The sequence below is a fragment of the Methanosarcina mazei S-6 genome, assembly GCF_000970205.1.
GTDB lineage: Archaea > Halobacteriota > Methanosarcinia > Methanosarcinales > Methanosarcinaceae > Methanosarcina > Methanosarcina mazei.
Window position 1 is genome coordinate 3748025 of sequence record NZ_CP009512.1, and the last position, 21129, is coordinate 3769153.

General features: G+C 36.2%; 19 protein-coding genes. 2 read left to right on the forward strand and 17 right to left on the reverse strand.

The window, feature by feature from the left end:
- Positions 1 to 173: 173 nt before the first annotated feature.
- From MSMAS_RS16095 to MSMAS_RS16135, 10 genes are all read right to left on the reverse strand, one after another.
- Positions 174 to 404: a hypothetical protein gene (locus MSMAS_RS16095; RefSeq protein WP_226987722.1), complete on the reverse strand. Its 231-nt coding sequence runs from the start codon at positions 402 to 404 to the stop codon at positions 174 to 176.
- 503 nt (positions 405 to 907) lie between these two features.
- Entirely contained in the window at positions 908 to 2467 is a 1560-nt protein-coding gene (locus tag MSMAS_RS16100; RefSeq protein WP_080503042.1) for a DUF362 domain-containing protein, read from the reverse strand.
- A gap of 455 nt (positions 2468 to 2922) precedes the next feature.
- Entirely contained in the window at positions 2923 to 3939 is a 1017-nt protein-coding gene (locus MSMAS_RS16105; RefSeq protein WP_048040678.1) for a class I SAM-dependent methyltransferase, read from the reverse strand.
- An 806-nt stretch (positions 3940 to 4745) separates the two neighbouring features.
- Entirely contained in the window at positions 4746 to 6017 is a 1272-nt protein-coding gene (locus MSMAS_RS16110) for an oligosaccharide flippase family protein (RefSeq protein WP_011033586.1), read from the reverse strand.
- Positions 6018 to 6093: 76 nt separating this feature from the next.
- Positions 6094 to 8319 carry a DUF2206 domain-containing protein gene (locus MSMAS_RS16115; protein ID WP_011033585.1) on the reverse strand — a complete coding sequence of 742 codons (2226 nt, stop codon included), beginning with the start codon at positions 8317 to 8319 and terminating at the stop codon, positions 6094 to 6096.
- 96 nt (positions 8320 to 8415) lie between these two features.
- Positions 8416 to 9483, reverse strand: coding sequence for a glycosyltransferase family 4 protein (locus MSMAS_RS16120; RefSeq protein WP_048046810.1), 1068 nt, complete (start codon positions 9481 to 9483; stop codon positions 8416 to 8418).
- 237 nt (positions 9484 to 9720) lie between these two features.
- Positions 9721 to 9996 (reverse strand): DUF3473 domain-containing protein, encoded by a 276-nt coding sequence (locus MSMAS_RS19630; RefSeq protein ID WP_268988873.1) that lies wholly within the window; start codon positions 9994 to 9996, stop codon positions 9721 to 9723.
- 15 nt (positions 9997 to 10011) lie between these two features.
- Entirely contained in the window at positions 10012 to 10548 is a 537-nt protein-coding gene (locus MSMAS_RS19635) for a polysaccharide deacetylase family protein (RefSeq protein WP_230633298.1), read from the reverse strand.
- 39 nt (positions 10549 to 10587) lie between these two features.
- A complete protein-coding gene (locus MSMAS_RS16130) occupies positions 10588 to 11139 on the reverse strand; it encodes an acyltransferase (RefSeq protein ID WP_052716892.1) in 552 nt (183 codons plus the stop codon).
- Positions 11140 to 11238: 99 nt separating this feature from the next.
- Entirely contained in the window at positions 11239 to 12153 is a 915-nt protein-coding gene (locus tag MSMAS_RS16135; RefSeq protein WP_048036846.1) for a glycosyltransferase family 2 protein, read from the reverse strand.
- Positions 12154 to 12916: 763 nt separating this feature from the next.
- On the opposite strand from MSMAS_RS16135, the gene MSMAS_RS16140 reads away from it, so the two are divergent.
- Positions 12917 to 13501: a metal-dependent hydrolase gene (locus MSMAS_RS16140; RefSeq protein ID WP_011033580.1), complete on the forward strand. Its 585-nt coding sequence runs from the start codon at positions 12917 to 12919 to the stop codon at positions 13499 to 13501.
- A gap of 512 nt (positions 13502 to 14013) precedes the next feature.
- A complete protein-coding gene (locus MSMAS_RS16145; RefSeq protein WP_011033579.1) occupies positions 14014 to 15153 on the forward strand; it encodes a UDP-N-acetylglucosamine--N-acetylmuramyl-(pentapeptide) pyrophosphoryl-undecaprenol N-acetylglucosamine transferase in 1140 nt (379 codons plus the stop codon).
- Positions 15154 to 15243: 90 nt separating this feature from the next.
- Here the strand turns inward: MSMAS_RS16145 and MSMAS_RS16150 are convergent, their stop codons facing one another.
- From MSMAS_RS16150 to MSMAS_RS16185, 7 genes are all read right to left on the reverse strand, one after another.
- Positions 15244 to 15900: an HAD family hydrolase gene (locus tag MSMAS_RS16150; RefSeq protein WP_011033578.1), complete on the reverse strand. Its 657-nt coding sequence runs from the start codon at positions 15898 to 15900 to the stop codon at positions 15244 to 15246.
- Between the two features lie 94 nt (positions 15901 to 15994).
- Positions 15995 to 16183 carry a hypothetical protein gene (locus tag MSMAS_RS16155; RefSeq protein ID WP_015411972.1) on the reverse strand — a complete coding sequence of 63 codons (189 nt, stop codon included), beginning with the start codon at positions 16181 to 16183 and terminating at the stop codon, positions 15995 to 15997.
- A gap of 87 nt (positions 16184 to 16270) precedes the next feature.
- A complete protein-coding gene (gene msrB / locus MSMAS_RS16160) occupies positions 16271 to 16693 on the reverse strand; it encodes a peptide-methionine (R)-S-oxide reductase MsrB (RefSeq protein ID WP_011033577.1) in 423 nt (140 codons plus the stop codon).
- A 165-nt stretch (positions 16694 to 16858) separates the two neighbouring features.
- On the reverse strand, positions 16859 to 18070 hold the full coding sequence (locus MSMAS_RS16165; RefSeq protein ID WP_048046811.1) for an ABC transporter permease: 1212 nt from the start codon (positions 18068 to 18070) through the stop codon (positions 16859 to 16861).
- 454 nt (positions 18071 to 18524) lie between these two features.
- Complete coding sequence (locus MSMAS_RS16175; protein WP_011033575.1) at positions 18525 to 19091, reverse strand: flavodoxin family protein; 567 nt, start codon at positions 19089 to 19091, stop codon at positions 18525 to 18527.
- Between the two features lie 138 nt (positions 19092 to 19229).
- Positions 19230 to 19853, reverse strand: coding sequence for a flavodoxin family protein (locus tag MSMAS_RS16180; RefSeq protein ID WP_011033574.1), 624 nt, complete (start codon positions 19851 to 19853; stop codon positions 19230 to 19232).
- 196 nt (positions 19854 to 20049) lie between these two features.
- The gene (locus MSMAS_RS16185; protein WP_011033573.1) at positions 20050 to 20781 is read right to left on the reverse strand and encodes a hypothetical protein; all 732 of its coding nucleotides are present in this window, start codon (positions 20779 to 20781) and stop codon (positions 20050 to 20052) included.
- Positions 20782 to 21129: the final 348 nt, after the last annotated feature.

The window sequence follows — 21129 nt, forward strand, 5'->3', positions numbered from 1 at the left end:
AAACGACTCGTGACCGGATTTCCTGTAAATCAAAGAAGAAACATTCCCCTTGGATATGATTACAACAACATCAGGCTTCGGATTTCAGGTTGATCCATGCTAACTTTTTTACCTCCACATGCAGGCTCTTCACTCCATCCAATATGAAGAAAAAACCTGAAAACGCCATCAAGTTACAAAATTTCTATAATTTTATAGACAACAGTTGCAATAAAAAGTACCAGCAGTGGTCCGATCACCATGTTTAAAGAACTTATTATAGTTTTTCTTTGCACTTCCGATACTGAGAGGATATCCTTGAGCAGGAGAAATAAAACCAATCCGAATACAATTGCGTATTCAAATACAGGAATTCCGGTTGTGTTTACCATTGAGACAGCACTGTATATCACACTTACTAGCATTTAAACGCCTTCGAATGAGTTTATTCTATGAAACCTTTGAAAATCTTCAATCCCATTATGTCGATGAATTAAAGCATTGAGAGTTAATTTCAACGTCCGTAGAATTCGAATATTGGAATTGAATTTAATAACTCTGTGTGAAACTATCCCCCACGTTCTGATTTATTAAGCAGAATAAGTAAATAAATTCAATAGAAAAAACTATTCTGAGGTTTAATAGTTACATAAGATATTGACTATTTGAAAGATTAAAAAATATTTTTTGAAATATTCAGTAATTGTAATATGAAGATGTATTATTCTATAACTATAAATTAGAAATGTGTGATTCCATATATAATATAGAAGTACTTTTTCCCTTTTTCTGCTATTAAATACGGGAAATTTACTCTAATAGATTAAAACCTGATCGTGACCTGAAACCGGTAGAACTCCTGGAATAGCTGAGTGCACATAAAAAAATTTAGTGAACGGAAGACATCGAGTCTTCCCTCAGAAGTGGTTCATATTTGATTATCGAGGTCTATTGGGTGATAGTCTATGTAAGTATAATTTTCTTGATCACTCCAGGACTCTGAAACTCCCAATCCCAGCTCAGCGGCATAAGATTGGACAAGACCTGTCGCCTGTGAACCTACTTCTCTTCTAACATAATCTACCATGACCGAGTCTGTTGCTACGGGGTCAACTCCAAAGAAAAGTGTTTCTGGAGGCTTGTTTCCAAATGACTTCCATAACGTAGGTGGACCATAATTAATATCGGGATTACCCATTATACCGTCACCTACAACTAATCTTGTTTTTTCTCTAAAAACTGGATTATTATTGATGTCTGCCAAAAGTTTTGCAAACGGCTGGGCATTATGTGCAGGGTCATCACCCAGAGCATCGGCAGTATAATATACACTTCCAAAATTATTTTTCAAACTGAAAGTTACTCTCCCAACACTCTTCATTCCATGTCCTTTTAACTGAGGCATATTAATTATATAAGTTGCATCAGCAAACACTTGAGCAGGCCTTATTTTTTCATCATATGCTGTGCTTGTAGATGCATATACGGAGTCATCTGGAACGTAACCGGTCACTGAAACGTTTGGTCTTCCTTCAATGTATGCCTCACAATTTTGATTTATATAGTACTGCACTCCCTTGTCTTCAATTCTTTCCCTAAATTTATCATGTATAGGCCTTGATGGGTCAGTTATCCATATTTTTTCCGAGGGGACACCAGCAGACTTCAATCCACTTATTACGGAATTTACAACTGCAGCATAATTAAGCATATTTGTATTGGAATCATCATTATAATAGAACCCATTAGAGGAAAAATGCCAGTTATTATTAAAATTCACTTTAATTACAACTGACTGCCCGGCAGTATATGGAATTATCTTTCTCCATCCTTCTTGAGGAGATGTTGTTCCAGTCAATTCCATAATTCCAGCATCTACCATTTTATCAATTTCAGTTTGATTCATGTAGTTATTAGGATTTCCCTCTCCTTCCCAGGTAGAAGCATTTGAATTATGAACTGTTACAACTCTATGAGGAGAAGGTAAATCATATGCAGCCGGAATTGTTGCAAATTCAATTTGACCAGATTCAGATTCAATGGAAGAATTTATTCCAGGTCCAGATTCTACAGGAGAGGCTACTGGCCCATTAAAGTAATTCGTAGTTAAAAATACTCCAAATCCAAATATAGAAGCCAGGATTAATGTAAACAGAGATAATCTACTAAATTTAAAATCCTGAGTGAAAAAACCTCTAATTTTTGTTAGAAACAAATAAAGTGGAGAAGCTACTGCAACTATTACAAATGTACTCAGGTTTGTAGCAGCAACTCTCTGGCAGGGATAAACAATTCTTGAGGGTTTGGTTCCTGACTTATATATTAACCAAAACAAGCTTGCAAGAGCTACGAAGAAAAAACTGGATTCAATTTTGTGCCACAAATGTTTTATCCTGTATTTCAAAGGAATTTTTCCAGAATGGCTATAATTATGGGAATGGACTTTATCATGGGAATTATTACAATGATCACTTATAAAATCTTTCATATGATCTCCGGATGTTATTCATTATAATTACGCATATAGAGCAAACTTTCAGATGATATTAATTATATATTGTCATTTTTTTGCATCAAATTACAGATTTAAAAGTATATAGTTTTAGAAACTGGAAAGTAAATAAACTTAATAGAAGAAATATTCCTTACAGTTTGTAGCGTCACCCAGTAAACAAATCTATTTCTTTGAATATTAGAATTTAAAAAATAAATATTCAAATCATGAAATTGAATTAAAAAAATCTTATTGATCTGAGAATAAAACCGTTTTTTGGATGAGACACACAATAGTTTGACGCCTTATCCTCATTACAGTAAAAATGTAATTAAGAATATAAATCGAAGATATAACAACAGACTCCGGGAAATCTGCCCATTCCCGGAAGCTGCAGGGAATTCCAGTTAAATAAACAATACCCAAACGGGAAACTAAGTATTTAAAAATTAATAGAAAAGCTTTAACACTTCAGGAATTAGATCATCTCTATAATATTTAATTTGAGCAAGGTTCAATTCATTTATATTTATTGGAATTATTTCTCTATTTACCTGAACCTCAGGTTTATAGTCTGTTCGTTTAATACCAAACACTTCAAAGTCGGATCCTAAGATAATTATCGAGAGATTATTTATAAAATCTGAAAATGGTATGTATCTAATAAAACGAAAATCCTTTGTGAAGCTTTCACGGCTAATTACAGGATTAGATGTAATATCAGTTATTGTTTCCATATATTCTTTAGATGTGCGAAAATGATGTGTAATTCCAATTCTTGCTGCTCTATTAATCTTTGTGATAAATAATTTTAGCAATGATGACACACAGGGTTCTTTGATGATAATTAGTCCATTTGGAGAACAAACTCTCCAGATTTCGTCTAAAAGAGATTTAGGGTCATTGATGTGATGAAGGGTCTCCTTGCAAAATACTATATCGAATGATTGATCCTTAAAAGGTAGCACTGTACAGTCAGTAATTACTCTTTCAAAATAACATTCTTTTACCACCTTATCTGATGCAAAGATAAATTCCGGGCATATCTCTGTGGCGGTTACATCATAACCCCTACTCGCAAACTGCCAGGCCTGAAAACACCCCCAACCGGACCCGATATCTAACACCTTTCTTCTATTCATAGAGTTCTCATCAAAAGCTTCTATGTAATCGATAATCTGTTTACCTTTTTTAGAACTAGACATTGCAAAATTTATATGAGATTGTAGATCATTAGCAGTAGAAGTCCATTCATTTTCAGCTTTGATCTCTTTTATTCTTTCTTCCTTGTGATCAAGCTTTAGACCAAAAATAGAAACTCCTTCTTCGATATCAAAATTAAAATGACAATTTATGCAATGAAGGCTTCCTTTAGTAACATTATCCATCTCATTTTGAATTTCATTTAATTTAAGATTTCCCAGACAACGTGGACAGGATAAAGTATTCAAAAAACTTTTATACACAATAAACCCCCTTTTATTACTAAACGTGATTAACTATATTAATATTAAAGAATATGAAATAAGAAAAATAGTTATACTAGCCATTATTTAGAAGAATATTTCCTTTTTATATCACGACTCTTTTGAATAAAATTTTTGTTATTTTTTACAGGAGAAAATGTAAACCCCTGACTGTATATCTGAGAGTATATAAGATTTAGCTTCAAAACATTCAACTGTTATTGCTTCTGCTAAATTATTTTTCGTATTAAGAATCTGTGATAGTAATTGCTATCACCACAACCCATAGAGAAAACCAGGCAAGAAGACTGTAAAGAGAACTGTATAACGGGGAATCTCCTATACCTGAAAGAGCCGGGATCATTAAGACGGAGAAAACCAAAATATATAAAGCATCTCAAGTGCAGTTTCATGCCCGGATATCCAATTTACCCTTGAGAACGGAAGGAGCCTGCATGAATTACTAGCAGTACAGGACTTTTGGTACACTGCCAAAAATTATGGAATTAATCAAAGAGCCTATCCCAAAACTCGAAATTTGCTCTTTTGGGTCTCGTATTTTGAGTGACCAATCAATCTCCTGATTGTGAAAGCATTCATGAATAATTCTGATAATTGGGATCAAAACTGGGTTTTGGGATGAGCTCAAAAATAAAGTCTTCAGGTCTTACCAAAAACTGTAGTATTCTTAACTGTAACCATTACGAACCATAGTTTTCTGAGAGTTCATTTATTGCTATCATATTGTGCCATAACATTATTGCAAAAATTGTAAGTCCTACATTTGTGTAATTTATGTAATACTGTTACATCGCTTTTATCAATAAATTCTGGAACCTGGCCTTCCTGAAAACCTGAATTAGAATTATCAACGCTCCAGTTCCGTAACTGATTATCCAGGCATATCCGATCCCTTCAATCCCAAGAACAGGTATAAGCAGAAAAGCCAATCCGATTAACAAAATAAAAATTATTCCGCTAAGTAATGTAATTTCCTTAGTATCTTTCTGAATCCTTTTTATTGCAAAGTAGACATTATTCACCACCACAAAAAAACTGGCAAAGATCATTAGCCTGAAAACACCTGAACCCCCTGCAACATAATCCTGCCCAATGAATCCGAGTATCAGGCTGCCATATAAGTAGAAAAATAACGCAATTGGAGTTAGAAGCAAAAATATAATGACAAGTGATTGAATAACGGTTTTTTTCAGTGATTGACCATTACTCCCTTCAACAAACAAAGATGTACTGATAGATTCTGGAATCATAAATAATAAAGACACAATCCCAAAGACAATGTAGTAATAAGCTGCCTGTTCAACCAGATGCATATTCAGGATCATAATTGGCAATAATGTATTCGGAACAGTCATAAACAAACCTGTAAGGAAGTTTCCGGCAGAAAAATTAAAACTATCAGTCAAAAATTTACGGTCTATTTTCAGTTTTAGATCAGTCCCGGACTTCAAAATTAGAACTAAAGAAATTAAAAATGCAATAAAGAATGAGGCACCCACTGCATAGAAAATTCCAATAGCTCCCAGAGAGATAAATAGTATCACAAACAGCACTCTGGAACCCACAATCAGGTTCAAATACAGTTGAAATTCTGCTTCTCTAATTGCGACAAAAAAGATACCTGCCATGAATATTACTGAGCTCGAAGTAAGTGATATGAAGTAAAAAAGAGTATATAGTGGTGATCTTAAAAAAGAGAGTTCTGGTGAAAAAGAATTTATCCCTGATATAAATATTAAGCCAAAGATTAATGCAATTAATGTTGAAATAACTGTAGATGTGCTGAAAACCTTACATTTATCATGCGTGGGAAAAAAACGGATAATTGAATAATCAAGGCCAAATCTTGATAAATTAACAATTAATGTCATTGAGGACATAATTCCAGTTGCAATTCCCACATCGCTTGCGGAATAAAATTTTGCAGCCAGAAACCAGAAAATAAAGCCAAAACCTGCAGTAGATATGCTTGAGAGCATGAGAAAAAAAGCATTTTTAAATAAAGAGTCATGAAGGAAGTTAATGTGATGTATTTTTGTTTGAATGTATGAAATCATTGTCGAACTCCTTCATTTGTCATTAGTTTAATAGTTTTCTTGCCTGCTTATTACGATCCCTGTGCAAAATTGTTTTTTACTCCGCCAGATATAAATGGGATTTTTCACTATTATATATTTTATTAGAATTTTTTAATGTGGAATTATAAAATAATGTGTCTTGTAAATCCACGTCTTCTTCACCATCTTCTACTTTATCCACGGAATATTTCCCGAGAAATAAATATGAATTATATAGTGTTGTTGTGTTTGTTTGTATTGGGATTAAATCCTTTGAGTAGAAATTTTCTGCGACTAATAAACCATCTCTGCTCTTTATAGTATCCCACTGGTTGAATACAGCTATTCTATTATGCTCATTCTCGTGAGATTTGAGCCAGTCAACTCCACAAATCTCACTTTCAGAATAAACAGGCCAACCGGAATTTGGATTTATATTTATACAGTAGCCCGGAAGTGGGTATCCAGTCATCCAAAATATAAATCCGGAATTAAATACAAAAAAGATCATTAAAAATATAGAAAAACAGAGTCTTGCTTTTTTAGAGAGATTAGTTATGTGATTTTTATTAATAGCTTCGTTTCTGGTTAATGTGGATTCAAAAATTAAATTTAGATTTCCATTTTCTTTATTACGATAAATCCTTTTAGAAATAATACGCGCATACACACTATTTAGATTTTTTACACAGAAACTATACCCCCAAATTGATAAAGGAGATAATAAAATTAAAGTTATTTGCAAAATTCTATCGAGCCCCATTCCATAAGTTTTGAAGAATTGTACAAAGAGAAACGCATAAAAAATAATTGTAAGTAGAGCAATCTCAAAGGATTTAGTTTTGTTATGCATAATAGATAACAATAGATTCAAGACCCCAATAAATATGAAAAACTGGAGAATTAAATGTATCAACATATAAATAACCCATAATATTCCATTAGAGAGATATGACAAATAAGCTGAAGCTGATCTACCATCATTATTTGCTTGAAATATATCCTTTATGCCACTTAGAAAGTGATACCCAACCTGAGTGATAACCTCAAATACATCTCCAGCTGAGATATAGATATACCAGCTGAATGTGAGTACAGAAAACAAAAGAGTATAGGTTGGTGTTAAAAAGGAGGTATCCGCATTAACTCTAAATCTGCTCATCATGGATACAAAAATAAGAGAAAACACAAAAAAATAACTTATACCATAATGGGATACCACTAAGGAAAAAGAAAATATAAAAAGAAGAATTCTTTTTTGAGTATTAAAAATACTTAGAATCAAAATAAGCGCTAGAAACAACTCTGCAATATGCTGTTTATCGGGCATATCTTTATAAAATCCATAGAAAAATATGAATACGAATACTGATAGCATTGCTATTTCAGAGTCTATTTTGTAATTTCCAAAATCCAGTTCTTTATAGACATAATATAAGGCAAGAGGGGTTAACGAGAAAAAAAATGGGAATATTATCTTGAAAACCCATATAACGTTTAAATCACAAATTAAAGAATAAACTGGACTTAAAATAGTGAATAAAAGGAGAGGTACCATGGTTTTATTACCTGGATTCCATATGCCGTTTTCTAGGACGTATTTTGAAGTATGTGCTTCATAAAATATATCATAAGACCATAAATGAGTTGAAATTAAGTTCATATTATACAGTATTGCGAGTGAAATGGATAAAATCATAAAAGGATAAAGGTCCCTTGAGATCCTATCTAAAGCGATTAATATGGGGGATAATGATATTACAAAAAGTAATATCAGAACAGGCATATTGAAATTATAATGATTCACAGATTCTGTTCCAAGTATACTGAATAAGGGCAGAAGAATAAAATAAAATAACATAGGAGAAAATGTAATACGTAACTGATTTTGAGATGAATTGAATTTTTTATCCCTGAAATAATAGATAATCATCAAGACTAAAATTGAAATATTTAAAGAATAGAAAAGAGGAAAAGTTGAAATTGGCTTCGAAACCCCAATATATGGAAGAAACATATTCACAGTAAATCCAAAGATCATAATAAAAGAAAGACTCAAACCAATAGCTAATAGAAGGGTTACCACTCTATCAATATCATGTACTTTAAAAATTCTTAAGATAATGTATCCGGGAATGAAGGTAAGAATAACAAATCCGAGTATTTTCGACAATATTTCTATGCTATATAAAGGCACATTTGAGATAAAAGAAAAATCATAAGCTACCAGAATAGACCATATAAATAGATTAAACCTTCTTGTACTCCAATCGTTTAATCTAAATAAGTCAGGTATTATCATCAGATGGTCCCTCTTCTGGTAAGATAATTAATCCTCAAATAAGAGAAATTTAATTTTTTTTATTTAAGAGTGTTGTTTGTATAAACAGGTAGATAATTACTGCAAGCTACCTATTAAATACCGGGGTTTTTCGAAATTCCCCAGAAGTTTTTGATACTCTACTATGGTTTTTTGAGCAATCCCTTTCCATGACATATTCTCTTTCATAAATTCATATGCTGCACTACCCATACTATTCTTTAGATTTTTATTAAGTAAGATATTTAATAAAGAATCGGCTAGAAGTTTAGAATCTCTAGGTGGTACGATAAAGCCTGTAACACCGTCTACAATAACTTCCGAGAGGCTTCCCACATCTGTTGCAACTACAGGTTTTTTAAAAGCGTAAGCTATTGGAATTATCCCGGTTTGTGACGCTTCAACGTAAGGAAGAACGACAACTGAACTCTTTTGAAATAATTCAGAAACTTTCTCATCCGGGATATATTCGTTGATTATTTCAAAGTGATTTTTATGATTTATCATGCTTTCATATTTAGAGAAATCACCACTACCAACAATAATTATCTTAATATTGGGTATTTTTTCGGATATCAGAGGCTCTGCTTTTATTAGATAATCTATTCCTTTATACTCAAGTATTCTGCCAAAAAATAGAATTGTATTTTCTTCTTCATTAATTTTTTTATGAATTATAGAGCTAAAAAAGGAGTAATCCCCATGAGGTATGATAGATATTTTTGAATTCAAAACACCTCTCTTAATCAACTCTAATTTGAGTTTTTCCCCATGGACAAAATCCAAATCCGCAAGTTTGGAAGTAATTAATGTACTCATGTCGCAGATGAGATTCTTTTGGTCAGAATGTAACTGAACGTCATGCACTGTAGCAGCAACAGGAGCTATTTTTTTTAAGACCGGTAGTAAAGGAACTATGAATGGATGCACCATACTGGTGTGTATGATATCGGGACCAATATCCAAAAGATACTTAACCATCAGATCTATTCGATACCCATGTCGATCAATAGAAGGAATTTTTCTCAAAATTACACGACTATTAAAGAGATTTTCATTAATACCTTCTGGAGCAATTAGATAAACATCACATTCAGCACTAAAATCAGCTAAAGAATTACAAAGCTGCGAGACATAGTGTACCATCCCACCTTTATTTATCAATAAAATGAAACATATTCTAATAAAACCGCCCCCAAGTCAGTTTATATTTCAATGATTGTTTGAAACCTCATAATTCAAAATGTTCAAAATCACCTTTAAATGAATTATTATCAGTAATGCAATCTTACAAAGTGCTTTCTTTTTTGCGAATTTAGAGAGAGTTTTAAGTTTGAGGAGAAAATTTACGAGAATGCCTGGAATAAATGCGTAAATCAAATATCATAAACCTAATACCTCTTTTATTGGAGAAAATTTGAAATTTGCAAGTAAATGATCTAATTTATTAAAGGCAGAATTAACCCCGTAATAGGTAATGAAATGAGAAACTAAAGGAAGTTGAACCTTCCGTGTATGTGAATACATTTCCCACGGGTGCATGTATATAACAACAGATCTTTCCATATTGACTCTATTTATAGCATATTTCAAAAAAGATATTGGAAAAAGCCTGAGATAAAATCCTCCTGAAATCGGAATATTAATTCCAAACTTTATAACACTTAAAGGATATTATATTATCGGGCCATCTGGATCGTGTACAGTAATATCATTTAGGGAAGGGTTGTAAGAAACAACTGGAGCGCCCGGAACTCCATATAAGTTTGTCTTCACAGGAAAAATGCTGGAATCATATCTGTAACCATTTTTAACCAGTATATCTAAAGCCCATTTATTCGTATTATCAATTGAGAATGTCGGAGCCCTGAATCCAAGAGGGTACCTTCCAGTAATTGATCTCAAAATTTCGTTAGTCTTTTCAATCTCATATTCAAAGTTTTTTATCCCAAGTTCATGAAGAGTTTTATGAGAATATGAGTGAGAACCAATTTCGTGACCATTTTCAGAGATTTCCCTTATTAACTCAGGGTATTTTTCTGCTAATTTCCCCAAAACAAAAAACGTAGCTTTGGTATTGTATTCGTCTAACAGGTCAAGTAAGGGATATACAGCTTCTATTACTTGATCTTCTTTTTCGTCAGGTACACATCTGCAAACAAGTTCTGCTGTATACCAGTACTCCAGATCAAAACTTAGTGCATTAATCATTCTTAACCCCCCAGAAAGCCCCAAAGTAAATTGCACTAATTATTCAAGTTTCTTTAGAACCTTAGCAGGACACCCAATTACAACTGTATAAGGTTCTACGTTTTTCATAACCACACTCCCGGCGCCAACAACACTATGTTCCCCAATTGTAATACCTGCAAGAATTATGCTCCCGGGCGCAATCCAGGCCCCACTTTTTATAGTTACAGGTTTTACTTCCCTCGGATAGTACTTTGTTTTAAGATACGGGGAACAGGTGGGATTAGAATGCGCAAATATCATTGTTCCCATTCCGATACCGACGTAATCTTCAATTGTAATTAATTCAGGGTATAGATCATCGAGATTGACACCAGGCCCCAGAAATACGTGTTTCCCGATATTTACACCTCTCATCCGCTGGAGTTTTACAGATATTCCGTAATGAGGACTAATTTTAGCCATTGTTTGTAATATCCAGTTAAATGCGTAACGGAAATAGAATTTTATCACCCCGAATGAACCGGTGTAACCATAATACTCCATAAGTTCTCTTTCGTTAATTTTTTCAGGGCATTCCATACGTATGCTAGCTTCCTCAAAGCGTTCCATTCAGACCCCCACACCATATTTAATAAGTAAATTTGATAAGACAATGAAAAGTTATTATTCACTTTGAAAATGACTCATTGGATTTGTTCATGCCTGCGTTTAAAAACCATCATTAAGAGATTCAGTTCCTTTTTGACCTGGTACTATTTGAGAAATCATCTTAGAGACTAAATGAAGTATAACCCCCGTAAACACCATAAAAATCCCAGTTAAAATCATCAAAAAAATTAATGAAATCACTCCAAAACCGAAACTCCCTACTAAATGTAAAAATGCTATTTCTATAAGCAATCCAGCGGCAATCAGCAATATTCCTGGAACCGTAAAATAATACAGAGGTCTTCTAAATCCCATATTCTTTAAAATTTGAAATGCCACCTCCATACCATGCAAAAAAGGATTCTGGCTTGAACACTGATCAAGATCATACCTGCAGTGAATTTCAACTTCTGTAAACTTAAGATTGTGATCCTTAATATATAGTAAAATTTCAGAACCTGCAGACATGTTATTCCCGTCGAAACGAACATTTTCAATAGCCTTTTTTCCATAAGCTCGAAAACCGCTCTGGGAGTCTGTAACGAGAATCCCTCCCGCAAGGTATGTGGCAATATCGAGAATTTTCATACCAACCTTTCTGTAGGCTGGCACATTTTTCCCATTACCATTTATAAATCGGGAGCCAATTACAAGGTCTGCACCATGTTTTAAAGGTTCTAGCAGCCGAGGAATCTCATCCGGGTTATGTTGCCCATCAGAGTCCATTATTATCATTACATCTGCATTAAATTCACGAGCCAGTTTGAAGCAGGATTTGAGAGCCGCACCGTATCCCTTATTCACCTCATGTTTTACTACATACCCTCCCGCAGATCTTGCAACCTCTGCAGTATTATCAGAACTGCCGTCGTCTACCACAATGACGTTGTCTACATATTTTTTACATCCCAAAATCACTTCTGCGATCACATGTGCTTCATTGTACGCAGGCATTGCTGCAATTGTAAGAGTCAAATACAAAAACTCCCATTCTGGAGGATAATTATCCCAGTTTTAAAGCTAATAGAATTAGCCTGGTTTTCAAATTTTTTTTTTATTATTCATTTAGATAACAATGAAATAAAAAAGCGTAGAAGAAGAAATATTTCTTAAATTAGATAGTGATATGAAGATTAGTCGATAAGAAGAAGATTTATAAATTTCCATTAAACAGATATTAACAAAATGTATTCAAAAGAGAGTTCCTAAAAAATTTATATAAAGGATGAAATATGAGAATAATATTCCATATATTTTAAATGAGGCTCCATAAAATGAAATATCATCAAATTCTGTGAAAAGTACTTTCTTAATTTTTATAATTATATCTCAAATTTTAAATCTAATTTTAAAAGAAAAAGATTCTCTGCTTAAGAGTTAAATTTTTAGATAGAGCGGAGAATTGTGCACCTGAGATAATAGAATAAGTGTCAAAAACATCAACAGCAAGAGTATTCACATTTAGGATTTGCCGATCAGATCATCATCAAAAATATTTACGTTTTAAGATTTGCCAATCAGGTTATCATCAAGAATACTCACATTTTAAGATTTGCCAATCAAATCAGTATATGAAATCTTAATAAAGATTTCTAATTACATTTTCTCTAGTAGTTTTATAGAAATCACTACTTTTAATTAAGCACGGCATATTGAACAGATGAAAAAATAATCAGAACATAAAGTAAAAAACGGGTTGTCAACCAAAAACAAGTTAGATTTAAAGGAGTAGCTTTTCATGCCCTATCCAGTTGTGCACATTTTGTTCTTTGTATTCTGTGTCAGTGCAGTAGCTGTTTATGCTACTTTCAGATCAATTTCTCAAAGGCAGGCTACTTTTGGGAGTTCATTGAATTTACTCCTGTTATTACTGGTGGGCAGTGTATGTACGCTACTTCCAGACGTCATGATCATTTATAATTTGTTCGTAAACGGCACCATTGAATATTGCTGGATTGGATCTATCCCGACACACTCACTTCTATTCAGTTTTTCTGCTATCGTATTGGGAACATTTGCAGGATATGTTGTATACCAGAAAGTTGCTAAAGCAATATATCTAGGCCTTTTTGGCGAGGTCGCGTTCTCTACTCATCTCTTGCTTGATGATGCCTGCGGAGCCAGTTGTTACTACTTCTACCCAGTATACAGCGAAAGAATTAGCATATTCCCATTTATGAACATAAGCTTCCTGGAGACCGGAGTTTTAAATTATCTGATAATATCTTTTGTATCCGTTTCTTTTCTTTGCCTCTTAATAATGATGGCATTGTATTCCTTGCATCATTTTGGCTTTGAGTTCAAATATGAGTTTAAAGGATAAATAAGTCTGAAGTGTTTGCTATGCTTATTTTGCAGAAAAAGAAATATTATCAAATAGCAGTTAAAATAACCACACTAATAGGCTAAAGGGCATGCAATCAATAAGAGTTATTCCATAAGCAAGGAGTTATTAATTCGCTAATGTACTTATTTTCAATTTGATCTTATCTTTGAACCTCTTCTTGGCATGAAAGTACTTCCAGATACTTTCATTTTTTGGGCATGTTATTCCAAGAATATCATGAGCGTTTTTTGTATTTACATCTGAGTTTTATTCCCTTGGATTTATAAAGAATTCTGAAACTTATTCTCTACAGGTCGCGACCGGTATTCTGGAGAATTCCATTTAAATTTGTACTCCCATTTAAGTTATGTTTAAAAAAGTTTATCTTACACTATAATAGAAAATAACTTTGATAAAAAATGCATATAATACATATTATGTATATTACAGGGTAAAATTCAGAAAAAAGAGAACCAGGGAAGTATATTCGAGAAATGGAGGGAGCCAGGGTGAAAATAATGATATTCATATGCGGAGAAGGGCTTGGCCACACCAGCCGCTGTCTTGCGCTGGGAAAGGAGCTTCTTGCTGCAGGGCACGAGATCGAATTCGGGGCTTACGGTTACTCCAGAGATCTGGTTGAAAAGACAGGTTATCGGATACATGAAATACCATCGGAGATAAAACTGGTTGGAAAAGCTGGAGGATTTGACCTTTCGGGCTCAATAGAAGCGACCCTCAAAAATGCCCGGATACTTGGTGGTCCAAAGGTCCTGAAACTTATAAAAGACTTCAAACCGGATGTTGTGGTTTCGGACAGCTATTACCTGGGAACTCTTGCAGCTATGCTTCTTAATATCCCTGTGTATCTTATTATTAACCAGTCAAATATGGAGGACTTTTTCAAAAACAGGGGCGTTCCTATAAGACTTCTCGGAGATCTGACAAAAAAATTCTACCGGGAAGTCTTTGAAAAAACCGATAAAATAATTATTCCTGATTATCCCCTTCCATATACGGTTTGCAGAAAAAATCTGAATTTTTCCCCCGGACTTTGGGAAAAGCTGTATTACAGCGGCCCTCTTGTAAAGGAAAAGTATGAAGAAGTGGAACAGATCCCTCTGAAAAAGCCTCATATTGTTTCCCTGATAGGAGGTTTCGGATACAGGGAACCGATTTTCAGAAAAGTGCTCACAACTGCTGCACTCGACTCCGGAATAAATTATACGCTAATTTCTGGCCCAAGCCTCGACCCCTCAAAGTTCAAAGAAATCCCCAAAAACGTTCAGATCCTCAGGTTTGTAGGAGATACTTTTCCATATATCAGGAGTTCAGATGCCGTAATAGCTCCAGGCGGACACAGTACAATGATGGAAGCTTTAAGTTTTGGAACTCCAATTCTTTCTTTTCCTGATGAGGGACACAGCGAACAGGAGAACAACGCTGCAGTGATTGAAGAGGAAGGTTATGGAAGAATGCTCAGTTATTCTACCCCGCCTGAAGTCATTCTGGAATGTATAAGGGAAGTTCTTGAAGACAAGAAATACAGAGATAAAGTAAAAAGATTGCAGCGGCTTGCATCCGAACTTGACGGCCCAAAAGCAGTCAGGGAACTGCTGGAAAAAGAAGCCGGGAAAAAAGTCTCCTGAAAAATCCTTTACCCCTCTCTCGATGCCTGCATAAAGCCTTAGCCGGTTAAACAGGCCTGAGTGAGGGTTATCAGGAAAAAAACGGGTTCTTTATGTTTGCGGTTTTCCAGGTATGAGACTTTTGAGATAATCGAACAGAGAAGCATGGTCTTCGAGTACCAGGTCAGCATGCTGTACCTTTTCAGGCTCAAGCATACTTGCAACCGCGACACAGTAGAGCCCCGCTCTCTTGGCAGCAGTAATTCCAAGAGGTGCATTTTCAATTACCATACATTCGTTTTTCGTCAGACCAAGCATTTCAAGCGCTTTGAGATAAGGGTCAGGATCGGGTTTCCCGCGTTCCAGGTCACTCCCATTTATAACAACATCAAAGTAGCCTGAAAAAAACTTATCTACAATTTTTCCTACTGTATTCCGGTTCGATCCGGAAACCATGGCAAGCCTGAAGTGCCTCTTCAATTCATCAAGGCATTCAGGAATGCCTTCAAAAGGTTTTATTCTGTCAAATTCCAGAAGATCGCGTTTCTTTTCAGGCAAGCGCTCGAAATGCTCAGGTTCAGGCTCTTTTCTGGCTTCTTTGAAGATAGATTTTATCAGCCTTTTATCGTTTGAACCTTCGAGCTCGTAAATATCTTCCCGCACAATATTGATACCAGCATCCTGGAAAGCTTTTGCCCATGCGTCAGCCTGGAAACGCATGGAGTCCACAAGAACCCCATCCATATCGAAAATGATTGCTTTTAACATCCATAGGATAGATTGTTATTATTTGTGATATATTTTATGAAAAAAAGGAACTTATTAAAATCTCTGCCCTGAAATTTAAAAATTATCACAGTCCTCATCTGAGATATCTGTCATAAAGATGTCCACCGAGCCAGTACCCGAAAAAAGCAAATATAAGAGTTCCCGGCGCATAAAAAGGATATCCTGTTCCTTCAAACCGGAAAAATATGTTGAAAAAAACCAGGTAGAGAACCAGAAAAATCAAAAATCCGCCAATTTCGGCATACTTTTTAGTGAGGTTCAAATTATCAGGCCCTCCTTTTCCTTACCCAGATTCCCTGAAGATCGCAATTACGGGGCTCTGGTGTTCTTATGCCAGATGAGTCATGTTTTATTCTTTTTCTTTCCCTGTATCTTCTTCCTTTGTGAAACCAAGAGAGACAGAGTTGATGCAGTAGCGTTGCCCAGTAGGTTCAGGCCCGTCTTCAAATACATGCCCGAGGTGGCTTCCGCAGCGAGAGCAGACAACCTCTATCCTTTTCATGAAATAGCTGTTATCTTCATGAAGCCGGACCCTGTCGCTGGAAATCACATCATAGAAACTCGGCCAGCCAGTCCCGGATTCAAACTTGGTATCAGAGGAAAAGAGCTCCTGCCCACATGCAGCACAGGTATAGATTCCTTTTTCTTTGTTGTAGTACAGGTTGCCAGAAAATGGTCTTTCTGTGCCTTTCTGCCTCAAAACATGGTATTGTTCGGGTGTTAGAACACTCTTCCAGTCTTCTTCGGATTTCTCGATTTTGTTCTGTGCCAATCGTAAACCCCCTTTATGTTATGTAAACCTGATTTGACTTAATTATATCGGAAGTCAAGGCAGATCTATCCGGAAAGTTTTAATTACAGGAAAGTGAAAGCCCTGAGAAAGATTTGGATTTTCACACATCAGTTCCTTTTTTGCCCTGTAATAATTTATTCCATTTTATTCGTACCTTAGAGAATCCACGGGTTTCATTTTTGCAGCTTTTCTTGCAGGATAGACTCCGGAGATAAAACCAACAGCAACCGCAACAAAAAATCCGGCAACTATCAGGCTTAAGGGAAATACCACCGGAAGGGAAAGGAAGCTTTCCACGCCATATGCGCCTGTAATTCCAACTATGCCTCCTATAATCCCTCCGAAAACTCCAAGAAGGATTGATTCGATCATGAAAAGGAAAAGGATGTCAGAACCTGTAAAGCCGAGAGATTTGAGCACGCCTATCTCTCTTGTCCTCTCAGTAACGCTTACGAGCATGATGTTCATGATTCCTATGGAGCCAACAAGAAGGGAAATCAGGGCAACGGCTGTCAGGAAAGAGCTGAGGGCTGCTGCCATCATGTCGGTCTGCTCAAGAATCTCAGCCTGATTTATGGTCATGTGGGGCCTTGAATCTTTATCCTCAAGATCCCTTTCAGAGATCCCGAAACTCCTGGCAAGGCGCCTGTCCACCTCATCCGAGGTATTCTGAATCGTTGCAGGGTCTTCAGCCATTGCAAAGGCTCCTCCATAGTCAGTTTCGCCAAGCATCTCGTTCATTACCGCAATAGGGATAAGAACTGCCTCATTATCGTTGAAACCCTGAACCATTGTGTTTTGAGGGTTCTGGATTATTCCTTTGACCTTGAAGGTTTGTGTGACCTTATCATTTTCCCCTATCCTGAAAGTTATGTCTATTGAGCTCCGGACAGAAAGGTTTCTGCCGAACTTCTCGTTTGCAATATCATATCCTATAATTGCAACATACCTGTCATTGTCATTAATAAAAGAGCCTTCACTTAGCTGGGTTTTTGCAACCTCATCGTAGTCCTCCCCTACTCCGCTTACCATTATGTTTTTGGTCTCAGACATATAAGTGACTTCAGCAGTCTGCGACTTCAGAGGTGAAACTCCCAAAATCCCGGGAGTATTTTCAATTATCTGGAGCTGGTTGTCATAGAAGAGCTTCGGCTGCATCCCCTGAACATAAATAAAATTCGAACCTATATTTGTTACTTCATTTGTAAAGTGCTGGTTGAAACTTGCCCCCAGGGACACGTTTGCAATTACAGCCGCAACTCCTATAACTATACCAAGTACTGTAAGGGTTGAGCGCATCTTTGCATTTGTAATGCTTCCAAGAGCTATTTTTCCTGCACTTAAAAGAGGGATCATGAATGAGTGCTCCGTTTTAGTTTTTGGGAAGAAAAGTTAAGCATTAAAAGTCAGAAATAATTTTCCTTTACTTTCTTTAAATGAAGATATCAGGCATATAAATCCTGCTGAATACAGGAGCATTCAATCACGAGTAAAAGGAAAAAGACAGGTTGTTGAAAAATCAGAACTAACATGGTTCTGAGGTTGAACATCCAATACTATACTAAAAAGTTTAAAATATTAAAAAAGTCCAGATATAGAAAGAGCAAAAAATCTGATACGCCTCTTAAAATCTGCCCCAAATCCCCTTCAGATTATCCCGCTATAACCAGAGCAAACAACCCTGTCTTCGGGCAGCCCAATAAGCAGAACTGATTGAAAAATTCAGAAAAAACTTGAAATTTGTCCCTGAACTATCTCCGGTAGTCGAATTCGGGGAAAAGTTGCAGGTTATGTCTTTTTTCCGATAAATTTAGAGTTTTTTCCCGAGAGCTCTTGCTTCTTCGAATATTTCACTCTGGTGCAGGATATCATCGGGGCCTATTGTGCCCGAAACCCAGATGCTTCCCTGGACATCAAAGCCTAAAAAGCTGAAAAGCCCTTCCATATATTTGAAATACTGGTTGAAGTTGTTGGGGTCCGGGTTCCCATATGTATAAGCAAGGACCAGCCTGGTCTTTATTCTCAGCAGGTTTGGATATTCAGGCTTTGCACAGGGCTGCCAGCAGGTTAAAGCTATCAGGCGGTCAACAATTGTTTTTGTAAGGGCTGTGATTTCCCACATATAGATAGGAGAACCGAGTACAATGGCATCCGCGGATAGAATTTCTTTATAGAGCTCCTGCATATCGTCATCAATAATGCATTTCCCCTCGAGCTTGCAGGACATGCAGCCTTTACAGGGTTTTAGATCCATTCTGGCAAGATGGTAGATTTTTATCTCAGCACCTTTTTCGGCGGCACCGTCAAGAATAGCATTCACGAGCTTTTCAGTGTTTCCATCCTTTCTGGGGCTTCCGATCAATCCTAAAACTTTCATCTGAGTGCATTCCTCCGAAAAAGGAAAATAAAGAGTAATAAGAAGATGGAAGGACAGAGGTATAAAATGTTTCCCCAGAAGATCTTTTTTCTACCAGCCGTTAATATAAAAAAAGAAAGAGATGAAGAAATGGAAAAATCAGATAGATGGTGTAGGGCGCGGTTCGGCTCTTCTGTACCTCGGGCTTACAGGGTTTGAAGCCGAGATCAGTTTTCCGAGTTCTCGGGATTTTTCCAGCAGCCTGGGCCTGAAAGCTACTTCAAGGTTATCAGTGCCTGCTGCTACAATTGTCTCCAGAACATCAAATCCCAGATAATAAAGTACACCTGCTGTATATTCGAAATACGAATTGAAGGCATCCCTGTCCGGAATTCCCTGAGTAAAAACCAGAATTAATTTTTTATGGTCGAGCCTGCTGGAGAAATTCGGCTTTAAAAACGCTGTCATGCGGTCAATAAGGAGTTTTGTCTGGGCTGTCATCTGCCACATATATACAGGAGAGCCGAGTACAACGGCGTCTGCTTCCTCTATTTGCCGGTAAAGCTCCTGCATATCATCATCTATAGCACAGCAGCCAGTCTCCTGGCACCTGTGGCAGGCATCACACCCTTTGATGTCAAGAGAAGCAAGATTATAAATTACGGTTTCTGCCCCATTTTCTGCAGCTCCTTCCAGAATTGCATCAACCATTTTCGCGGTGTTTCCATCGACTTTAGGACTACCCACCAATCCAAGAACTTTAATGCTAGAACCCCCATTCAAATTTTAAATATCTGATACTAAACATTTTTACACAAAAGTATAAACGATGAATCAGGATAAAAACGTTTCTCTTATTTAAAAAAATAAGCCAGTATGTATGAACACATATTTAAAAAAACAATAAAGAGGAAAAGGGAAGAGGAAAAAATCCTGCTTTTCCGGGCTTGCATATCCAGTTTACTATCATTCCTGACGGTTACCTCTTAATGACCATAACAGCACTGAAAAGAGCCGCAATAAAGACCAGTGCCGTGAAGACTGTCGAGTAACCTGCATCCTCAGTGTTTTCAGCACCTTCAGCATCCTCGTCTTCAAGGTCTTCCGCATCATCTGACTGAGAAACAGGCTCTTCTGAGCTAACAATATCCCCATCATCCTCACCAGCCAGGCTTGCTTCTGAACGTCCTCCGGCTTTATCAGAGGTTTTAGAATCAGCAGTCTCGTTCTTATTCACGACTCTGGCTTCACCTGTTGAACCGCTGCTGCCTCTTGATTCCGTTCCGCTGACACTGGAAGAGGCGGAATTGTTTATGTCAACTTCAATGATCGAGCCCGGTTCTTTACTTTCAATATTTTCGATATTAGAAACGGGAATCCCGGAACTGGCTTTATTTCCATCGACATAGAGCTCCACATCCCCTATGTTGGTGTAGTTTTCAGGAGTCATATTCAGGTACAGGCTGTACCTGCCCCCCTCCCCTACGGTACTTTTTGCAATCAGCTCACCCTCATAATATGCCGTAATTTCACAGCCTGCTGAAGCAGGTTGTCCGTTTAAATCCATCTCGCCCTGCAGGATGAGAGGCAGATCGGGAGCATCTCCGATAGAATCATTATCTTCAGATAAAGCGGTCGCATTTACAGCTGCAAATATAAACAGCATAATCAGGCTTAAAATAAGCAATCCGAACTTTCGGCACTTAACCAAAATTATTTCCCCCTACTTCACTTAGCTAAATGTATAGCTTATGAAACCACTACTCTGGCCTGACCCCTTTTTGTTCAAACAGTGAAGACACCACAGTTTCTCTTAAAAAATGACCTTTCATAGCAGGTTTCTACTTTCAGGCAGGATTTATCTCCTGACAATACCCATAAATATCTGATTTGAAAACACTTCCTTCCTGGCAATTCAAGAAGGCAAGAATTATCGAGTAATAATATTATTAGATAATATATATAGCAATATATTAAAAAATATTAATTATTTAATAATAATCAGGCGAACCCCGTATTTATATCAGGCAAAATTAACTCTAAAACCCCGTTTTCAGAT